We start from the raw sequence: 17358 nt of genomic DNA on the forward strand, positions 1-17358 counted from the left end.
CGCCGCTGCGTGCTCGCTCCGCTCGCTCATTTTCGTACTACTTCCGCAGCTCGATGACAGTCTTGCCGATGCGGATCGGCGCGCCCGGTGCAATCGGCGTGGGGGTCGTCAGCCGCGTTCGGTCGAGGTACGTGCCGTTGGTGGAGCCCAGGTCCTCGACGATCCACTGGCCGTCGCGGTCCGGGTAGATCCTGGCATGGCGGCTGGAGGCGTAGTCGTCGTCCAGCACGATGGTGCTGTCGTGCGCCCGGCCCAGGGTGATGGTCTGGCCCTGGAGCGCGACGGTGGTGCCGGTGAGTGTGCCCTCGGTCACCACCAGCTTGGTGGGGGCGTTACGGCGCTGCCGGCCCCCGGCGGCCTGCTGGCGCTGTTGCGGGGGCGCGGCCTGGCGGGCGGCGGCCTGCTGCTGCCGTCCGCCCTCCCGGCGCGCACCGCGCTGGGTGACGCGCGTACCGAACAGGTCGCTGCGGATGACCTGCACGGCCACGATCACGAACAGCCACAGTACGGCCAGGAAACCCAGCCGCATGACCGTGAGGGTCAGCTCTGACATTGCCCCCGCTTCACCCTTCGGCTTGCCGGTAAATGATGGTGGTGCTGCCCACGACGATCCGCGAGCCGTCGCGGAGCGTAGCGCGGGTGGTGTGCTGCCCGTCCACCACGATGCCGTTGGTGGAGCCGAGATCCTGGATCGTCGAGGGCGTTCCGGTCCGGATCTCGCAGTGCCGGCGGGAGACGCCGGGGTCGTCGATCCGCACGTCGGCCTCGGTGCTGCGGCCCAGCACGAGCGTCGCGCGGGAGATCTGATGGCGGGTGCCGTTGATCTCGATCCAGTGGCGCATGCGACCGCCGGCCGCGGGAGCGGGTGCGGCCGGGGGCCGTTGTCCGCCCGCGGGCTGAGGGTAGCCGTAACCGCCGCGGCCGCCGGGGGGCGGTGCGGCCGGCATGGGCGGGGCGCCCGCGGGTGCGGCGGGCGGCGGGTAGCCGTAGCCGCCGGGAGCGCCGGGGGCCGGGCGGCCCGCAGCCGGGCTCGCCGGGGCGGGTCCGGGGCCCTGTTGGCTGGTGGAGGAGGCGAGCGTACGGCTGCGCACCCGGTACAGACCGGTGTCGAGGTCGTCCGCCTTCTCCAGGTGGACCTTGATGGGGCCCATGAAGGTGTAGCGCTGCTGCTTGGCGTAGTCGCGCACCATGCCGGCGAGCTCGTCGCCGAGCTGGCCGGAGTAGGGGCTGAGCCGCTCGAAGTCCGGCGTACTCAGCTCCACGATGAAGTCGTTGGGGACGACTGTCCGGTCGCGGTTCCAAATGGTCGCGTTGTTGTCGCACTCCCGCTGGAGTGCTCCCGCGATCTCCACGGGCTGGACCTCTGACTTGAACACCTTGGCGAAGGTGCCATTGACCAGACCTTCGAGACGCTGCTCGAACTTCTTCAGGACTCCCATGGGGCACCTCCTCCGTCGCTGCTGCCGCTGTCCTTCGTCCCGCTGAGCGGGCACTGCCTTGCCTGGTACCGCTGGTACTGCTTACTGATCGTATCCACGCGCCGGTGAATCGGCTGGTTCCCCCTGTCGGCCCGGTCGACGGGTGTCGACGCCTGACGAAGTTCCCTGTGGAGCTCCCCTTCGAACTCTTCTCGGACGTAGTCCCGACGACGTCGTCCTGACAAGGATCGTAGAGGCGGCCGCACATCAGTGTCCCGCACTGGGCTGTGCACCTGGACCGGCTCCTGGGCAGACGGCCGGGACCGGTACGAGGTTGATACGTGAACAGGTCTGCCTTGATACGGAGTCGCGGCCCTCGGGGGTTTGGTCGGCCGAGGGGGGCACGGGACGGCCGTGCTGGTCGGGCGGTACGACTGTGCTGGTGGGCGGCTGTGGGGCCGTAAGGGATGTGAATCCACCCAGTCCTGCGTGCTAATGTTCTGCGTGTCGGAAGGCGCCAGCCCCCTGGTGGGAAGGGCCGAAAGACACACCCAATGCGCGGGTGGCGGAATAGGCAGACGCGCTGGATTCAGGTTCCAGTGCCCGAAAGGGCGTGGGGGTTCAACTCCCCCCTCGCGCACAGCGAAGAACCGACGAAAAGTGCTCTAGTTGCACCGACGGAACGGGCGGCATCGTGATCACGATGCCGCCCGTTCCTCTGTGTGTGGCCAAGAACACGTGGACCGCCGACGGCTGGGGCCGTCGGCGGTCCGGTTTTTGGGTGTGTGGATCTTCGGTTGCTATGCCGGGGGCTTGATTGTTCGACTGCGGACTACTGCTGGCTTGTGAGGAAGCTCTCAGGGTTTGGTGATGTAGCCCTTGGGGGTCCAGGTGCCCAGTGGCTTGGTCTTGCGGCGGCGGGTGGGTCGGCGGTGGGGCCGGTCGCCGTGGAGGGCGATGGAGTTCGCCCAGGCGGTGAGCTTGCGGCGGTTGGCGTGGCCCAGTTGGAAGGCCAGCAGGAGGGTCTGGGCGGCGATGCCGCGGATGCGGCGGGTGCCGGCGTCTTCGAGGCGTTCGTAGAGGGGGTCCTTGGCGTAGCCGTTGATGCCTTCGACGCTGTTGCGGAGCCGGAAGTAGACGCGCTGCCAGGCTTCGGAGCCGTACTGGAGGGGCTGCCAGAGCTTGGCGCCGGCTTCCGGCGGGACCGTGACCGTCTTCTGGACGCAGCACAGGGGTGAGCCCGCAGGGCTGGGGGCTGGGTCGATGAGGGGCAGGTGGATGCCGCGGCCGAGGGTGTGCTTTCTTGAGTGGGCACTGGGTGCGGTTGGCCTCGGCGGGGCACATGACGCGGCGGTGGCCTTCGGCGTCGGGGCGCTGCTTGGGCATGAAGAGGTAGGCGGCTCGGGCGCGGATACGGTCGATCCAGGTCTGCTTGTCGATCTTCTCGGCGACCAGGTCCTTGGTGGCGTCCTTGAGGGTCTGGGGCATGGAGGGGCAGTACCAGTTGCCCTCGACGAGTTCGGCGCCGGCGAAGCCGGCCTGGACGCCGAGCTGGTCCTTCGCGTAGTCGTAGACGGGCTCGTAGCCCATGGCGCGGATGGGGAGCTGGTAGTTCTCCTGTTTCTGGTCGTTGTAGGCGCGGTCACCGGCGAGATAACCACGCGGCAGGCTGTCGTCGATCTGCTGGAGAGCTTCGACGGCGACGTAGCCGGGACGGAGGCTGGGCTTGTCGACAGAGAAGGCGATGACCAGAGCGGGGACGACGTCGGGGTCGGCGGAGCCGTCGGGCAGCGGGACGCCGTCGTGGTCGGGGTCCCGGGCGATGACGAGCGAGGCGTCGTAGCCGAACAGCCGCTTCTTGATCCGGTCTGTTTTCTTCCGGAGTTTGGCGCCGTTCTTGTCCTGCTGGGCGGGGGCGAGGTCGTCGAGGGCGAGGGGGTCCTTGTGCTTGGCGGTGCCGAACTGATCTGCGCGGTAGCCATTGACGGGCTCACTCAGTAAGGGCTGCGCTGTCGGCTGGGGCTCTGCCCGGGTTGATTGGCAGGCAGTTCGATGGGCTGGATCGAAAAAACGAATCGGCTGGTCAGCGCACTACCCGTTGATCACTCAAGTCGGTGAACCCATCCCATCGGCCAGAAACATGATCGCGGTGTCGGAGTTCTTTTCGGTCGGAGAGATTCTCCGTCGGAAGGGGATTGTTCATGGTCGCGCTTTATCGATCCAGGCTTGTCATGGCCCTTGCTACCGCGTGCGCTCTCGTGTTGACGAGCTCCTCGGCGGCGCAGGCTGGCGCTGTCGGATCGACTCCTGTCCGAACCTTCGAGTACAGCGTTGGCGGCATGACGATGAAGGTTCCGACCGGCTGCATGTTCACACACATCATCCGAGGTGGCGGGAAGAAGATCACCTATCAGAACGCCGGCGTCGACTGTGCTTTTGTCGCCGCGCTCGGCACCGGCTTCTGCAACTGGCGGATCGACTTCACGTACGCGAACACCAACAACAAGACGTACAGGACCTCCCGGGGGCGAACGCACCCCGAGTGCAAGATCGATCCGATGCGGAACAACTCTCCCCAGACGCTGCCTCGTTATGGAAAGGCGTGTGCGCATCTCCACGTGAACGGGGTGCGCCGAGTGAGCCAGTGCCACCACATCACGAAGTGAGTTGTTCATGATTGATCAACAGCAGGGGCGGGACCAGCGATGGGAGGCGCGACGGCGGTCGGCTGGGATCGCCGCGTTCGTGGCGGGTCTCGTCGTGACACTCGCCTTCTTCGCTTTCTTCCCTGGGCTTCCGCACGTCATCGACTGGGGGGCGATCGTCGTCGCCGTCCTGGCAGGAACACTCGCCCGATGGGTCTGCCAGTCCTGGATGGGAAAGAGGAGCAGAGAGAGCAAGTGAGTTCGGGCATAGTGACGCGGTCCGCCAAAGGACCTTGGCGGTTACTGGGGGCGGACGTCTTGCGGGTGCTGGGGGCCTTGAAGCCCTGATCTGCGCCGTGGGAAATCTGCGCCAACAGCGCGGGAAACGATCTACGAGTCGGTCTCGTGTGGCCTGATCAGCGCGTTTCGTCGGTGCCCCACAGCGAAGAACCGACGAATCGGGTCTCTGCGAGTGACGGGAGTCACCGCAGGGGCCCGTTTCTCGTTTCATGGTCGCTGTGAGGCATCGCACAGCCTGGTCAGGACATACGACGGGCCCCGACGCGTGAGCTATCTCACGGGCGGGGCCTGTCTTCGTTGCCGCGGTACGACCCCCTTCCCGTGACCGGTGTCGTACGCCCTCGAAAATACCCCCCCAGGTATCCTGCTACCGTAGGAACCAGATACCCCGGGGGGTAATTTCAGTCGAGGGAGAGTGCCGTGTTCTTTGCCGAGGTGCTGGAGACCGGAGGGCTGGGCAACCGGAGTTACCTGGTCGGAGGTGCCCGCGCGGCCGTGGTCGTGGACCCGCCGCGGGACATCGACCGGGTGATCGCCGCGGCGGCTCGGCGCGGGGTGCGGATCGTCGCCGTCGCCGAGACCCATGTGCACAACGACTACCTGACCGGCGGCCCGGAACTGGCCCGGCTGACCGGCGCGCGCTATCTCGTGCCGGCCGGCGCCGACGTGACGTACGCGCGCGTGCCGATGGCCGACGGGGAGGTGGAGCCGGTCGACGGGGAGTTGGCGCTGCGGGCGGTGGCCACTCCCGGCCATACCCCGCACCACACCTCGTACGTCTTGCAGGACGCGGGGCGGGCGGTGGCCGTCTGCACCGGCGGGTCGCTGTTGATCGGCGGCGTGGGCCGGCCCGATCTGGTCGAGCCGCGGCTGACCGAGCGGCTGGCCCGCGCCCAGCACGCCTCCGCGCACCGGCTCGCGGCCGAGCTGGACGACGAGGTGGCCGTGCTGCCCACCCACGGTTTCGGCAGCTTCTGTTCCTCCGCCCCGGGAGGCGGCGCGCAGAGCACGATCGGTGCTGAGCGGGCGTCGAATCCGGCGCTGGTCCAGGACGTGGACACGTTCGTGAAGGACCTGCTGGCCGGGCTGGACGATGTCCCCGCCTACTACGCGCACATGGGTCCGGCCAACGCCGGCGGCCCCGCGCCGCTCGATCTGACCGCCCCGCCGCGTGCCGACGCCGACGAGCTCGCCCGGCGTCTCGCGGCCGGCGAGTGGGTCGTCGACCTGCGCCACCGGGTCGCCTTCGCCGCCGGACACGTGGCCGGGGCGTACAACTTCGAGGCCGACGGGCAGTTGGCGACGTACCTGGCCTGGATGATTCCGTGGGGCAGGCCGGTGACGCTGCTCGGGGAGAGCGCCGAGCAGGTCGGCCGGGCCCAGCGGGAGTTGGCCCGGGTGGGGATCGACCGCCCGGCCGCGGCGGCCGTGGGGTCCCCGGCCGACTGGATCGCGCCTGGGGCCGCGCCCGTCTCCTTCGCGCGGGCCACCTTCGCCGACCTGGCCGCCGCGCGCCGACGGGGCGAGGACGTGGTCGTGCTCGACGTGCGCCGGGACAGCGAGCGCGCGGCCGGCTGGATCGAGGGCAGCGTCCACATTCCCGTCCACCAGATCCACCGGCGGTCGGCCGAGGTGCCCGCGGGGACGGTGTGGGTGCACTGCGCGGGCGGAATGCGGGCGGCCATCGCGGCGTCCGTGCTCGATGCCGTGGGGCGGGATGTGGTGGCGGTCGACGACGGGTACGGGGCGGCGGGCGGGGCTGGGCTCGCTCTGGTGACGCCTGTTATGCATGGTGCTGCCGGTGCTGCCGGTGCTGCCGGTGCTGCCGGTGCTGCCGTTGTGCCCGTTGCCGCTGTTGTGCCCGTTGCCCTCCTCGCCCCTGTCACCTCCGCGGCGGGCGGGAGCCGGTGCTGATCCGTCGCTGCCGCGACCGCTCGCGACCGGCTGCCGAGAGGCTGTGTGTGCGGGATGCGGGCGGCGCCGCCGGGACTGGCATATGAACGCTTATCCGATGTATGCGGCTTATGGGATGCACGCGGCGGCGGCTACGACGGTGTCCACGGCCGCGTTCGTCCTGGCCCTGCTCGCCGGGGGGTTGGTCGGGCTGGCGCTGGGCGCGCTGGGGGCGGGTGGCAGCATCCTGACCGTCCCGGCCCTGATCTACCTGCTCGGCTTCAGCCCGGCCGCGGCGACCACCGCCGGCCTGGTCGTCGTGATCGTCACATCGGTCACCGCGCTGCTGGCCCACGCCCGGGCCGGAGCGGTGCGCTGGCGGGCCGGACTGCTGTTCGCGGCGGCCGGTGTGCTGCCCGCCGCTGCGGCCGGCGCCCTGTCCGCACGCCTTCCCGAAGCCGTGCTGACCCTCCTGTTCGCGGCGCTGGCCGGGCTGGCCGCCCTGCACATGCTGCGCCGGCGCGCGCCTCGGGAGAACGGGGCCGTGTCGGTCGTACGGGCGGCGGGGACCGGGGCCGGGCTGGGCGCCGTGACCGGGTTCCTCGGAGTCGGCGGCGGTTTTCTGGCCGTACCGGCGCTCGTGACCGTGCTGGCCGTACCGATGGGCGCGGCGGTGGGCACGAGTCTGCTGGTGATCGTCGCGAATGCGGCGGTGGCCCTGGTGGCCCGGGCGCACTCCGCCGCACAGCTGGACTGGGCGCTGATCGCGCCGTTCCTCGCGACGGCCGTCCTGGGGGCGTGGGACGGCCGGCGGCTGGCCGTGAAGGTTTCGGCGGGGGCGCTGCGGCGGGTGTTCGGTGTCGTGCTGCTGGTGGTCGCGGTGGCCATGGGTGTTATGGCGGGGGTTACCGCGGGGGTTACAGCGGGCGTTACGGCGGTGCGGTGAATCAGGTCGTGGGGCAGGTCAGGCAGGTGCGTCAGGCCAGGGAGTGCGTCAGGCCGGGGAGGTGCGTCAGGCCAGGGAGAGGAAGAGCTTCTCCAGGCGGGCTCGCATCTGTGCGGAGTCCCGCACCTCCGGGTCGTCGCTGGTCATGCACTGCTGTAGGCCGGTCGCGATGAGTGAGAAGCCGGCCCGGTCCAGGGCCCGGGAGACCGCGGCGAGCTGTGTGACCACGTCCTCGCAGTCCCTGCCTTCCTCGATCATCCGGATGACTCCCGCGAGCTGGCCCTGAGCCCGCCGCAGCCGGTTGAGCGCCGACTTCAGTTCCTCGGCCGACATGTCGAGTTGCACGCTTCCTCCTCTGTATACCCCCGTGGGTATCTTACCGCGCGGGTTCCATCAACCCGAAAGGTTCTCTTCCATGACGACTCCTGCACCTGTCCCTGTCCCTGTTCCCAGCCCCGCTCCCGCCACTTTGACCCACCAGCAGGTCAGTGCCCGCCTCGACGAGTTCACGGTCGTGGATGTGCGCACCCCCGGTGAGTACGCCGGTGGGCACCTCCCCGGTGCCCACAACGTCCCCTTGGACCGGCTGGACGAGGCCGCGGACGCCCTGAGGGCCGTCGCCGCGCGCGGGCCGTTGCTGATCGTATGTGCCTCGGGTGCCCGGTCCGCCAAGGGCTGCGTCCGGCTGGCGGGTGTGGGCGTCGAGGCGGCCACTCTGGAAGGCGGCACCGGTGGCTGGGCCGCGGCGGGCCATCCGGTCGAGCGCCCGGCCGGGGCCCGCGCCCCCTGGGCCATGGACCGCCAGGTGCGCCTGGCCGCCGGGTCACTGGTCGTCCTCGGCTTCGGCGTGGGCCTGGCGCGGCCGTCCGCGCACCGGCTGTCCGGGCTGATCGGCGCGGGCCTGGTCTTCTCGGGCCTGACCAACACGTGCGGCATGGCCGCCCTGCTGGCCAGGCTGCCGTACAACCGGCCTCCCAAGGACACCGTCTCCTTTGCGGAGACGCTGCGGCGGCTGACTGCCTGAGCTGTGTGGAGTTATCCACAGGGTCTGACGCGTCTCGGCAACCAGCTGTAACGTCGGCACGAGTTGATGTTCGTGCGGGTGCGGGGGAGGCGGTCGGGATGACCGAGGTCGGTGCGGAGAAAACTGTGGATTCAGTTCCGAATTCAGTTCCGGATTCAGTTCCGGATTCAGCAGCTGAGCCGTTGAGTGCCGGGCGTGCCGGCCGGCTCCCGCGGGTGCGGGGTCTCGCCCAGTGGCCCGTCCAGGGGACGCCCAAGGAGGAGGGCAAGGCGCTGCGGCGACAGGTACCGCGCGCCGCGCACGCCACCCTCGACCTGGACGGCGCCCGGCCCGACGCGGTGAGCGCCGTCGAGGAGTCCAGCCGCGGCCGTATCCCCGAGCTCACGCCGATGCGGGTCGGCAGGATGGCGGCCACGCCCTTCGCCTTCCTGCGCGGTTCGGCGGGCCTCATGGCGTACGACCTTGCGCGCACCCCCATGACGAGGATCCGCGCCCAGATCTGCGGCGACGCCCACGCGGCCAACTTCGGCCTGTACGGCGACGCGCGCGGCGGCCTGGTCATCGATCTGAACGACTTCGACGAGACGGTCCACGGCCCGTGGGAGTGGGACCTCAAGCGACTCGCCGCCTCGCTCGTGCTCGCCGGGCGCGAGGCGGGTGCGGACGAGGACACCTGCCGCAAGGCGGCGCACGACGCGGCCGGCGCCTACCGCCGCACCATGCGGCTGCTCGCCAGGCTCCCGGTGCTGGACGCGTGGAACGCCATCGCGGACGAGGAGCTCGTCTCCCACACCGACGCCCACGACCTGCTCGGCACGCTGGAGCGGGTCTCCGAGAAGGCGCGGTCCAACACCAGCGGGCGCTTCGCGGCGAAGTCGACGGAAGTGACCGAGGACGGCGGGCGCAGCTTCGTCGACGCCCCGCCGGTGCTGCGGCGCGTCGAGGACGCGGAGGCGGCGGCGGTGACCGCGTCCCTGGAGGAGTACCTCACCACGCTCTCCGAGGACCGCCTTCCGCTGCTGGCCCGCCACGCGGTGCACGATGTCGCCTTCCGCGTCGTCGGCACGGGCAGCGTCGGCGCCCGGTCGTACGTCGTGCTGCTCCTGGACCACCGGGGTGAGCCGCTCGTCCTCCAGGTCAAGGAGGTCCGGCCTTCGGCGCTGGTGCCGCATCTGGTCAGCGCCGGGTTCGAGGTGCCCGAGGCGGAGCACGAGGGCCGTCGCGTGGTCATGGGACAGAAGCGCATGCAGGTGGTCAGCGACATCCTGCTGGGCTGGACGTCGGTCGACGGAGTCCCCTTCCAGGTACGGCAGTTCCGCAACCGCAAGGGCAGCGTCGACCCCGCGGCCCTGGCCGCCGACCAGATGGACGACTACGGCCGGATGACCGGCGCGCTCCTGGCCCGCGCCCACACCCACAGCGCCGACCCGCGCCTGATCGCCGGCTACTGCGGTAAGAACGAGGAACTGGACGAGGCGATCGCCGCGTTCGCCGTCTCCTACGCCGACCGCACCGAGGCGGACCACGCGGAGCTGGTGGCGGCGGTGCGGTCGGGGCGGATCGCGGCGGAGGTGGGGGTGTGAGGGACGCGGCGGCGTGCTGACGGGTCCCCTCCGGCGCCCGGTCCAGGGCGAGGGGCTCAGGGGGCACTCCCGGCGTGGCCTACGCTGGTCGGGTGACGACCCCGGAAGCTGAGCAAGGTGGTGTCGCCGGGGAGAGTCCGGCGACGCCCGAGGGCGGTGCGCCTCGGCCCGAGGAGCGGCTGGAGCGGGCCGTGCGGGCCGCCGAGCAGGCGCTGATCGAGTACGAGATCGCGGTCGAGACCTTCCGTATCGAGGTCGAGAACTTCGAGCGGCTGCACCATCAGAAGCTCGGCCCGATGTACACCCGGCTCGACGAGCTGGACGCGCAGATCGCCGAGGCGCGGGCCGCCCGCACCGGCGACCCCGAGGACCTGCGCAAGGCGGACGAGGCGCGGGCCCGGGTCATGCCGATGCCCGGCGTCGAGGAGCTCTTCAACGGCTGGATGGACGGCGAAGGCCTGTTCCCCGAGGCCACGGCGATGCTCACCGACCAGCCGGTGCGGCCACCCCAGCGCGTGCGCCCCAGCGACGAGGCCCGCAAGCTCTACCGCGAACTGGCCAGAAAGGCGCACCCCGATCTGGCACAGGCCGAGGGCGAACGAGCGCGCCGCGAGGAGTTCATCACCCGGGTCAACGCCGCCTACGCCCGTGGCGACGAGGCGCTGCTGCGGGAGCTGGCCGAGGAGTGGGCCGCCGGGCCGAAGCCGCCGGAGCAGGGGCCGACGCCCAGCGAGGAGCTCTACGTCCGCCTCGAATGGCTCGCCCGGCGCAAGGAACTGCTCTCGGTGGTCGCTCGGGAACTGGAGGAGGGCGCGATCGGCTCGATGCTCCGGATGGCCCCGGACGACCCCGACCGCCTCCTGGACGAGATCGCCGAGAAGCTCCTGGCCGACGTCGCCGCCCGCGAGGCGGAGCTGGCGGAGCTGCTCGGGTAGGCGACGGCTGGGCGGCTACGGCTGGGCGGCTACGACCGGGCGGCGGCTGGGCCGCGACGGCTGGTCGACGTCCGGGCGACGGGCTCGGCGGGCCCGGCGACTCCTTCGTCGGGTAGCGTCGGGGACATGCATTTCGGAGCTGGTGTGCCCACGGTCGAGGTCTCGGACCTCAAGGACGGCGACTTCCTGCTGGACGTCCGCGAGGACGACGAGTGGCAGGCGGGTCACGCCGAAGGGGCGCTGCACATCCCCATCAGTGACTTCGTGGCCCGGTACGGCGAGCTGACCGAGGCCGCGCCGCAGGACGGGCGGGTCCATGTGATCTGCCGCTCCGGCGGGCGTTCGGCCCAGGTCGCGATGTACCTGGCCCAGCAGGGCGTCGACGCCGTGAACGTCGAAGGCGGCATGCAGGTGTGGGCGGCCGCCGGCCGCCCCGTCGTGACCGACGAGGGGCAGCCGGGCTTCGTCCTGTAGGCGCGGAGGCCGGGTAGGCGCGGAGGCCGGGCAAGAGGCGGGAACCGACCGCTCACCCCAGCGGATGGGCGGCTAAGGCCGCTCACCCCAGCGGATGGGCGGCCAGCAGGTCGCCCAACGCCTCCTCGTGCGCGGACGCCGGGCCGAGCGACAGCTCCAGGTGCTTGGCCCAGGCGTGATAGCGGTGCAGCGGGTAGTCGACGTCGGCGCCGAACCCGCCGTGCAGATGCTGCGCTGTCTGCACGACCCGGCGTACCCCCTCGGAGGCCCAGATCTTGGCGACGGCCACGTCACCGGAGGCGGGCAGCGCCCCCGGTGTCCCCGAGCCGATCCGCCACGCGGCCTGCCACAGCGTGGCCTCCATGGCCCGCAGGTCGATGTAGCGGTCGGCGGCCTGCACGGCGACGGCCTGGAAGGTGGCGACCGGGAACCCGAACTGCTCCCGCTTGCTGGTGTACTCGCCGGTCATTCCCAGGACCCGCTCCCCCAGGCCGAGCGCCAGCGCGCACGTCCCGGTGGCCAGCAGATCTCGCAGCCACTCCCACGCCCCGTCGGCCTCGATGACGTCAGGGCCCGCGATCCGCGCGGAGTCGAGGCGCAGTTCGCCGAGCCGCTCGCCGGCGGTGGAGACCTGCTCGGCGAGAGCGACGCCCGTGTGGCCCGGGGAGCAGAGGGGGACCAGCGCGAGGACGGTCCGGTCGGCGGCCGTCCGCGCGGGGACGACGACGAAGTCGGCGTTGTGTGCCCACGGCACCGTCGTCTGCGCGCCGTCCAGGATCCACGCCTCATCCTCCTGCCGTGCGGTGACGGCGAGTTCGGCCGGATCATGGCCGCTGCGGCCACTCGCCGCGACGCTCAGCACGACCTCCCCGCGTCCGGCCCGGGCCAGCAGCGCGGACTTCAACTCCTCACCGCCGTAGGTCTGTACGGCTGCCAGGACCGCGCTGTTCTCCAGGAGCGGCACCCGTGCCAGCACCTTCCCCGCCTCGCGCAGCACCAGGCACAGCGCGATGGCGTCCAGGCCCGCCCCGCCGTACTCCGGGTCCGACAGCAGGCTCAGCAGGTCCGCGTCGGCGAGCCTGGCCCACAGCGCGCGGTCGAAGTCGTCGGCGACGGCGCCCGCGGTGAGGGCGGGGCTGGGCACCGCGTCCGGCGCGACCCCGGCGAACACCCCCCGCGCCGCCTCGGCCGCCGCTTGCTGCTCCTCGGTGAAGGTGAAGTCCACGGTCCTGTCCTCCCGCCGGGTCCGCCGATCTGACGGTCCGTCAAGATAGAACAGGTTCTAGAAGAAGGGAACGGTCCGCCACCGGTGAAGGTCATGCGGGCGGTACGAGTCCGCACGAGTGCGCATGGATCCGCACGAGTCCATGCGGGACCATGCGGAAGGGATCCACGCGGATCCATCGAGCTGTCGACCGTCTGTTCGATTTACGTGATCTCGCCGTGCGGCGGGCGCCGTAAGGTGTCCAACCTGCGGTGGGGGCTGTGCCGGGCGGGCGGGCCTGAGTACCGTTCCGTGCGTGCGTCGTGGGAGCGCGTGCCGTGGGAGTGGTGGCTGCGTCTGGGCGTCTGGTGTGGCTGGTGTGGCGCACGCTGCGGTCGGGAGCTGGGTGACCGCCGGGGTAAACGGACCGGGATCGGGAGACGGGGCGGAATGGACGCGTACGACGGAGCCTCGAAGGCCCCCCACGGGCCGGACGAGCCGGGCGCCGCGCCCGCCGAGGCCCAGGACTCCCCGCCCGACGGGCAGGAGGGCACCCCCTCCGCAGGGCCGGATGTCACCTCGCCCGACACCCCCAGAGCCCCCGCCCCGCCCCCCGATGGCCGTCCCGGTGTCGCCGCGCTGTCCGTGCGCTACCAGATAGGTGTCGCCGTGGCCCTCGCGGTCGTCGCTGTCGGCGTCTGTGTGCATCTCGGCATGGTGTTCCTGCACGTGGCGCCGCCGAACACGCTGACGAAGCAGCACGGCAAGGCGATCGACGACTGGATCTTCCCGGAGTTCGAACAGAACTGGAAACTGTTCGCGCCGGACCTGCTTCAGCAGAACATCGCCGTCCAGGTCCGCGCGCAGGTCCGCACCGCGGACGGCGGGATACGAACGACCGGCTGGTACGACCTGTCCGCCCAGGACGGCCGCGCCATCGACGGCAACCCGCTGCCGAGCCACACCCAGCAGAACGAGCTGCGCCGGGCCTGGGACTACTTCGTCGCCTCGCACGACGCCGAGAACCGGCCGATGGGCCTGCGCGGCTCTCTGTCCGAGACGTATCTGCGCCGCATCGTGCTGCTGCGCCTCGACCGCGAGAACGCGGCGGGGAAGGGCGGCGTCGTCGACCTCGTCCAGATCCGCTCCCGTACCACCAATGTGCCGCCGCCCAAGTGGAGCGACGAGCGGGTCTCGAAGACACCGGTGTACCGCGTGCTGCCCTGGTGGTCGGTCACCGCGGCCAGGACCGAGGGGGCGTGAAGTGAACCGATTCGCCCTGGCCGTCTCCACCGGCATCGCCCGCGTCACCGAGTCCGCCCTCGGCCCGTACCAGACGGCCGTGATCCGCATCGGCTTCAGCGCGACCTGGCTGCTGTTCCTGCTGCGTGAGTTCCCCCACCGCCAGGAGATGTACGGCCCCGACGGACCCTGGAGCTGGGACCTCGCCGAGCAGCTGATCTCGACCAATGGCGCCTTCACGGCCCTGATGTGGTCCGACGGCCAGTTCTGGTTCGAGACCGTCTACGCGCTCGCCGCCTTGACGGCCGTCCTGCTGATGCTGGGCTGGCGCACCCGCACTATGTCCGTGCTCTTCATGGTCGGCGTGCTCTCCCTTCAGAACCGCAACATTCTCATGGGGGACGGCGGCGACAACGTCCTGCACGTGATGTGCATCTACCTGGTGTTCACGCGCTGCGGCCAGGTGTGGTCGCTGGACGCGCGGCGGGCGGAGCGCGCGCGAGCGGCACGCGCGCGTGGAGAGCATGTTCCGGACCGGGTCGGTCCGGCCCTGTGGGTGGTGCTCGGGCTCGCGCTGGTCGCGGTGACCCTGGCGGGCCGGCTCGACGGTGACTCGGCCATACCGGTGCTCCTGTGGGCCGTATGGCTCGCGCAGGCCCTGTGGTGGGTGATCGGGCGCTTCGCCAGGTCGGGGGAGCCGCGGATCCTGCTCGACGTCGTCGCCGACATCGTCCACAACGGCGCCCTGCTCGTGATCATGGCCGAGGCCTGTCTGATCTACGCGACGGCCGGCTGGTACAAGATCCAGGGCTCGCGCTGGCAGGACGGCACCGCCGTCTACTACCCGCTGCACCTCGACTCCTTCTCCCCGTGGCCCGCCCTCGCCGACGTGGTGGCGGCCAACGGCACGCTGGTCATGCTGATGACGTACGGCACCGTCTTCGCGCAGGTCGCCTTCCCCTTCACGCTGCTCAATCGACGGGCCAAGAACGTCCTGCTGGCGGCCATGATCACCGAGCACCTCGCGATCGCCGTGCTCCTCGGGCTGCCGTTCTTCTCGCTGGCGATGATCGCCGCCGACGCGGTCTTCCTGCCCACCTCGTTCCTGCGCCGGCTGGGCGGACAGGCGGCACGCGCGCGTGCCCGGCTGGCGGCCCGCCGGGGCCGTACGGCGGTGCCGAAACAGCGCACTCCGAAGGACTCCGAGAGTCCGGAGGACCCCGGGAACCCCGAGCACACGCACGTAGGCTTCACGGCATGACCCCTCCCGATCCCGTGGGCCTGTGGCACCGGCTCGCCGACACCTCCGTGCTGCTCGACGGCTTCCACGCCCTCAAGCACGCGCTGCGCTTCGCGGCGGGCGTCCCGGTGGCGGTCACCGTCGACCGGGCGGCCACGCTCGCCCTCGCGACGGAACTGGCGCCGGACGTACGGGAGACGCTGGACGGGCTGCTGACACAGGTGCCGGAGCCGACGTACCGGAGTCTGGTCCCGCGCCCGCACCCCACCGCGGTGGCCGCTTTGGCCCTACGTCCCTCCCGCGCGGCCAACCTGGAGAAGCTGGCGCACACTCCCCGCACCGCGCCCGTCGTGGTCCTCGACAACCCGCGCAACCTCGGCAACGCGGGCGCCGTGATCCGCCTGGCCGCCGGCTTCGGCGCGACCGGCGTGGTCACCACCGGCACGCTGGACCCCTGGCACCCCACGGTCGTCCGCGCCGGAGCCGGACTCCACTTCGCGACCGCCGTGGAACGGCTGACCGTCGCCGAACTGCCCTCCGGGCCGGTGTTCGCACTCGACCCGGAGGGCGACGACATCCGCGGCACCAAGCTCCCGGACGACGCCGTCCTCGCCTTCGGCTCGGAGCGCAGCGGCCTGTCCGCTCCGCTCCGCGCGCGTGCCGACCACTTGGTGGCGCTGCCGATGCGCCCCCAGGTCTCCAGCTACAACCTCGCCACCAGCGTGGCCATGACGCTGTACCACTGGAGCGCGAGCAGCTTCTAGGCCTCCCGGCGGACCTCCACCACCCGGAAGCGGTTGGCCACGAACGCCCCGTCGGTGAGGGCCGCGTTGGCCGCCGGGTTGCCGCCCGAGCCGTGGAAGTCGGAGAAGGCGGCCGTCTGGTTGACGTACACCCCGCCCGTGAGGTTCAGCGACAGCTGGGCGGCCTCCTCCAGGCAGACCTCCTGTACGGCCTGCTCGACCTCCTCGTCGGCGGTGTACGCGCCGACCGTCATCGCGCCCTTCTCGCGGACCGTGCGCCGCAGCAGTTCCATCGCGTCGGCCGCCGAATCGACCGCGACGGCGAACGAGACGGGCCCGAAGCACTCGCTCATGAAGGCGGCTTCATCGTCGGGCTTGGCGCCGTCCAGCTTCACGATGACCGGTGTCCGCACGACCGCTCCCGGGAACTCCGGGTTGCCGATCTCCCGTGAGGCGAGGGCGACTTCGCCCAGCCCGGCCGCCGCTTCCAGGCGGGCCTTCACGTCCGGGTTCACGATCGCGCCGAGCAGCGCGTTCGCGCGCGTGTCGTCGCCGAGCAGGCCCTCGATGGAGCGGGCGAGGTCGGCGACCACCTCGTCGAAGGTCCGGGGGCCCTCGTCGGTGCGGATGCCGTCCCGGGGGATGAGCAGGTTCTGCGGGGTCGTGCACATCTGGCCGCTGTACAGGGAGAGCGAGAAGGCCAGGTTGGCCAGCATGCCCTTGTAGTCGTCCGTGGAGTGGACCACCACCGTGTTGACGCCGGCCTTCTCCGTGTGGACCTGCGCCTGGCGGGCGTTGGCCTCCAGCCAGTCGCCGAACGCCGTGGACCCCGTGTAGTCGATGATCCGGATCTCTGGGCGCGTGGCCAGCGTCTTGGCGATGCCCTCGCCGGGGCGCTCGGCGGCCAGCGCCACCAGGTTCGGGTCGAAGCCGGCCTCGGCGAGCACTTCGCGCGCGACCAGCACGGTGAGCGCGAGCGGCAGCACCGCGCGCGGGTGGGGCTTCACCAGGACCGCGTTGCCGGTGGCCAGGGAGGCGAACAGGCCCGGATAGCCGTTCCACGTCGGGAAGGTGTTGCAGCCGATGACCATCGCGATCCCGCGCGGAACCGGCGTGAACCGCTTGCTGAGGACCAGCGGGTCACGCTTGCCCTGGGGCTTGGTCCACTCCGCCGTGTCGGGGGTGCGGATCTGCTCCACGTACGCGTACGCCACCGCCTCCAGGCCGCGGTCCTGCGCGTGCGGCCCGCCCGCCTGGAACGCCATCATGAAGGCCTGGCCGGAGGTGTGCATGACCGCGTGCGCGAACTGGTGCGTGCGGTCGCTGATCCGCTTGAGGATCTCCAGACACACCACCGCACGCGCCTCCGCGCCCGCGTCACGCCACGCGCGCTGCCCGGCCTTCATGGCGGGCAGCAGCACCTCGATGTCCGCGTGCGGGTATTCGACGCCCAGCTCGATGCCGTACGGCGAGACCTCGCCGCCCACCCAGTCGTCCGTGCCGGGCTGGGCGAGGGCGAGGCGGTTGCCCAGGAGGGCGTCGAAGGCGGCCTTGCCCGCCGCCGCGTCCAGGCTGCCGCTCTCGCCGTAGGCCTTGGGGTGCTCGGGGTGCGGGGACCAGTACGCGCGCGTGCGGATCGCTTCCAGCGCCTGGTCGAGAGTGGGCCGGTGCCGGGCGATCAGCTCGTGCGCCGTAAGGGCGGCGGTCATGG

The 17358-nt window shown here is 71.1% G+C and carries 18 protein-coding genes and 1 tRNA gene; 14 read left to right on the top strand and 5 right to left on the bottom strand.

The window, feature by feature from the left end:
* Positions 1–37: 37 nt before the first annotated feature.
* Both AB0I77_RS25030 and AB0I77_RS25035 read right to left on the bottom strand, forming a co-directional pair.
* Entirely contained in the window at positions 38–553 is a 516-nt protein-coding gene (locus AB0I77_RS25030; RefSeq protein WP_363284891.1) for an FHA domain-containing protein, read from the bottom strand.
* A 10-nt stretch (positions 554–563) separates the two neighbouring features.
* Positions 564–1439: a DUF3662 and FHA domain-containing protein gene (locus AB0I77_RS25035; protein ID WP_363284892.1), complete on the bottom strand. Its 876-nt coding sequence runs from the start codon at positions 1437–1439 to the stop codon at positions 564–566.
* Between the two features lie 535 nt (positions 1440–1974).
* Between AB0I77_RS25035 and AB0I77_RS25040 the strand changes: the two genes are divergently transcribed.
* The 7 genes from AB0I77_RS25040 to AB0I77_RS25070 all read left to right on the top strand — a co-directional run bounded on the left by AB0I77_RS25040 (position 1975) and on the right by AB0I77_RS25070 (position 7202).
* Positions 1975–2058, top strand: a tRNA-Leu gene (locus AB0I77_RS25040).
* A 355-nt stretch (positions 2059–2413) separates the two neighbouring features.
* A complete protein-coding gene (locus AB0I77_RS25045; RefSeq protein ID WP_363284893.1) occupies positions 2414–2656 on the top strand; it encodes a hypothetical protein in 243 nt (80 codons plus the stop codon).
* A gap of 115 nt (positions 2657–2771) precedes the next feature.
* Positions 2772–3419 carry a hypothetical protein gene (locus AB0I77_RS25050; protein ID WP_363284894.1) on the top strand — a complete coding sequence of 216 codons (648 nt, stop codon included), beginning with the start codon at positions 2772–2774 and terminating at the stop codon, positions 3417–3419.
* 338 nt (positions 3420–3757) lie between these two features.
* Positions 3758–4084: a hypothetical protein gene (locus AB0I77_RS25055; RefSeq protein ID WP_363284895.1), complete on the top strand. Its 327-nt coding sequence runs from the start codon at positions 3758–3760 to the stop codon at positions 4082–4084.
* A gap of 7 nt (positions 4085–4091) precedes the next feature.
* Complete coding sequence (locus AB0I77_RS25060) at positions 4092–4322, top strand: hypothetical protein (protein WP_363284896.1); 231 nt, start codon at positions 4092–4094, stop codon at positions 4320–4322.
* A 461-nt stretch (positions 4323–4783) separates the two neighbouring features.
* Positions 4784–6277, top strand: coding sequence for an MBL fold metallo-hydrolase (locus tag AB0I77_RS25065; RefSeq protein WP_363284897.1), 1494 nt, complete (start codon positions 4784–4786; stop codon positions 6275–6277).
* A 97-nt stretch (positions 6278–6374) separates the two neighbouring features.
* Positions 6375–7202, top strand: a complete 828-nt coding sequence (locus tag AB0I77_RS25070) for a sulfite exporter TauE/SafE family protein (RefSeq protein WP_363284898.1) — start codon at positions 6375–6377, stop codon at positions 7200–7202.
* A 66-nt stretch (positions 7203–7268) separates the two neighbouring features.
* Here the strand turns inward: AB0I77_RS25070 and AB0I77_RS25075 are convergent, their stop codons facing one another.
* Positions 7269–7547, bottom strand: a complete 279-nt coding sequence (locus AB0I77_RS25075) for a metal-sensitive transcriptional regulator (protein ID WP_363284899.1) — start codon at positions 7545–7547, stop codon at positions 7269–7271.
* A gap of 70 nt (positions 7548–7617) precedes the next feature.
* Here AB0I77_RS25075 and AB0I77_RS25080 point away from each other — a divergent pair, with 70 nt between their 5' ends.
* From AB0I77_RS25080 to AB0I77_RS25095, 4 genes are all read left to right on the top strand, one after another.
* Complete coding sequence (locus AB0I77_RS25080) at positions 7618–8226, top strand: rhodanese-like domain-containing protein (protein ID WP_363284900.1); 609 nt, start codon at positions 7618–7620, stop codon at positions 8224–8226.
* A gap of 98 nt (positions 8227–8324) precedes the next feature.
* A complete protein-coding gene (locus AB0I77_RS25085) occupies positions 8325–9809 on the top strand; it encodes a DUF2252 domain-containing protein (protein ID WP_363284901.1) in 1485 nt (494 codons plus the stop codon).
* A gap of 92 nt (positions 9810–9901) precedes the next feature.
* Positions 9902–10744 (top strand): hypothetical protein, encoded by an 843-nt coding sequence (locus tag AB0I77_RS25090; protein ID WP_363284902.1) that lies wholly within the window; start codon positions 9902–9904, stop codon positions 10742–10744.
* Positions 10745–10888: 144 nt separating this feature from the next.
* Positions 10889–11218: a rhodanese-like domain-containing protein gene (locus tag AB0I77_RS25095; protein ID WP_363284959.1), complete on the top strand. Its 330-nt coding sequence runs from the start codon at positions 10889–10891 to the stop codon at positions 11216–11218.
* Between the two features lie 82 nt (positions 11219–11300).
* On the opposite strand, the gene AB0I77_RS25100 is transcribed toward AB0I77_RS25095, so the two are convergent.
* A complete protein-coding gene (locus AB0I77_RS25100; RefSeq protein ID WP_363284903.1) occupies positions 11301–12443 on the bottom strand; it encodes an acyl-CoA dehydrogenase family protein in 1143 nt (380 codons plus the stop codon).
* Positions 12444–12872: 429 nt separating this feature from the next.
* On the opposite strand from AB0I77_RS25100, the gene AB0I77_RS25105 reads away from it, so the two are divergent.
* Genes AB0I77_RS25105 through AB0I77_RS25115 form a run of 3 tightly spaced genes read left to right on the top strand, consistent with a single transcriptional unit; the run spans position 12873 to position 15668 of the window.
* Positions 12873–13685, top strand: a complete 813-nt coding sequence (locus tag AB0I77_RS25105) for a DUF5819 family protein (RefSeq protein WP_363284904.1) — start codon at positions 12873–12875, stop codon at positions 13683–13685.
* Between the two features lies 1 nt (position 13686).
* On the top strand, positions 13687–14925 hold the full coding sequence (locus AB0I77_RS25110) for an HTTM domain-containing protein (protein WP_363284905.1): 1239 nt from the start codon (positions 13687–13689) through the stop codon (positions 14923–14925).
* On the top strand, positions 14922–15668 hold the full coding sequence (locus AB0I77_RS25115; RefSeq protein WP_363284906.1) for a TrmH family RNA methyltransferase: 747 nt from the start codon (positions 14922–14924) through the stop codon (positions 15666–15668). The genes AB0I77_RS25110 and AB0I77_RS25115 overlap by 4 nt, the downstream gene beginning before the upstream one ends.
* On the opposite strand, the gene paaN is transcribed toward AB0I77_RS25115, so the two are convergent.
* Positions 15665–17356, bottom strand: a complete 1692-nt coding sequence (gene paaN / locus AB0I77_RS25120; protein WP_363284907.1) for a phenylacetic acid degradation protein PaaN — start codon at positions 17354–17356, stop codon at positions 15665–15667. The two genes, AB0I77_RS25115 and paaN, sit on opposite strands and share 4 nt — an antisense overlap.
* Between the last annotated feature and the right edge of the window lie 2 nt (positions 17357–17358).

The sequence above is a fragment of the Streptomyces sp. NPDC050619 genome, assembly GCF_040654815.1.
Taxonomy (GTDB): domain Bacteria; phylum Actinomycetota; class Actinomycetes; order Streptomycetales; family Streptomycetaceae; genus Streptomyces.

Coding starts and splice junctions, on each gene's coding strand:
- AB0I77_RS25030 (WP_363284891.1), bottom strand. CDS start 553: ATGTCAGAGCTGACCCTCACGGTCATGCGGCTGGGTTTCCTGGCCGTA.
- AB0I77_RS25035 (WP_363284892.1), bottom strand. CDS start 1,439: ATGGGAGTCCTGAAGAAGTTCGAGCAGCGTCTCGAAGGTCTGGTCAAT.
- AB0I77_RS25055 (WP_363284895.1), top strand. CDS start 3,758: ATGACGATGAAGGTTCCGACCGGCTGCATGTTCACACACATCATCCGA.
- AB0I77_RS25060 (WP_363284896.1), top strand. CDS start 4,092: ATGATTGATCAACAGCAGGGGCGGGACCAGCGATGGGAGGCGCGACGG.
- AB0I77_RS25070 (WP_363284898.1), top strand. CDS start 6,375: ATGTATGCGGCTTATGGGATGCACGCGGCGGCGGCTACGACGGTGTCC.
- AB0I77_RS25080 (WP_363284900.1), top strand. CDS start 7,618: ATGACGACTCCTGCACCTGTCCCTGTCCCTGTTCCCAGCCCCGCTCCC.
- AB0I77_RS25085 (WP_363284901.1), top strand. CDS start 8,325: ATGACCGAGGTCGGTGCGGAGAAAACTGTGGATTCAGTTCCGAATTCA.
- AB0I77_RS25105 (WP_363284904.1), top strand. CDS start 12,873: ATGGACGCGTACGACGGAGCCTCGAAGGCCCCCCACGGGCCGGACGAG.
- AB0I77_RS25115 (WP_363284906.1), top strand. CDS start 14,922: ATGACCCCTCCCGATCCCGTGGGCCTGTGGCACCGGCTCGCCGACACC.
- paaN (WP_363284907.1), bottom strand. CDS start 17,356: ATGACCGCCGCCCTTACGGCGCACGAGCTGATCGCCCGGCACCGGCCC.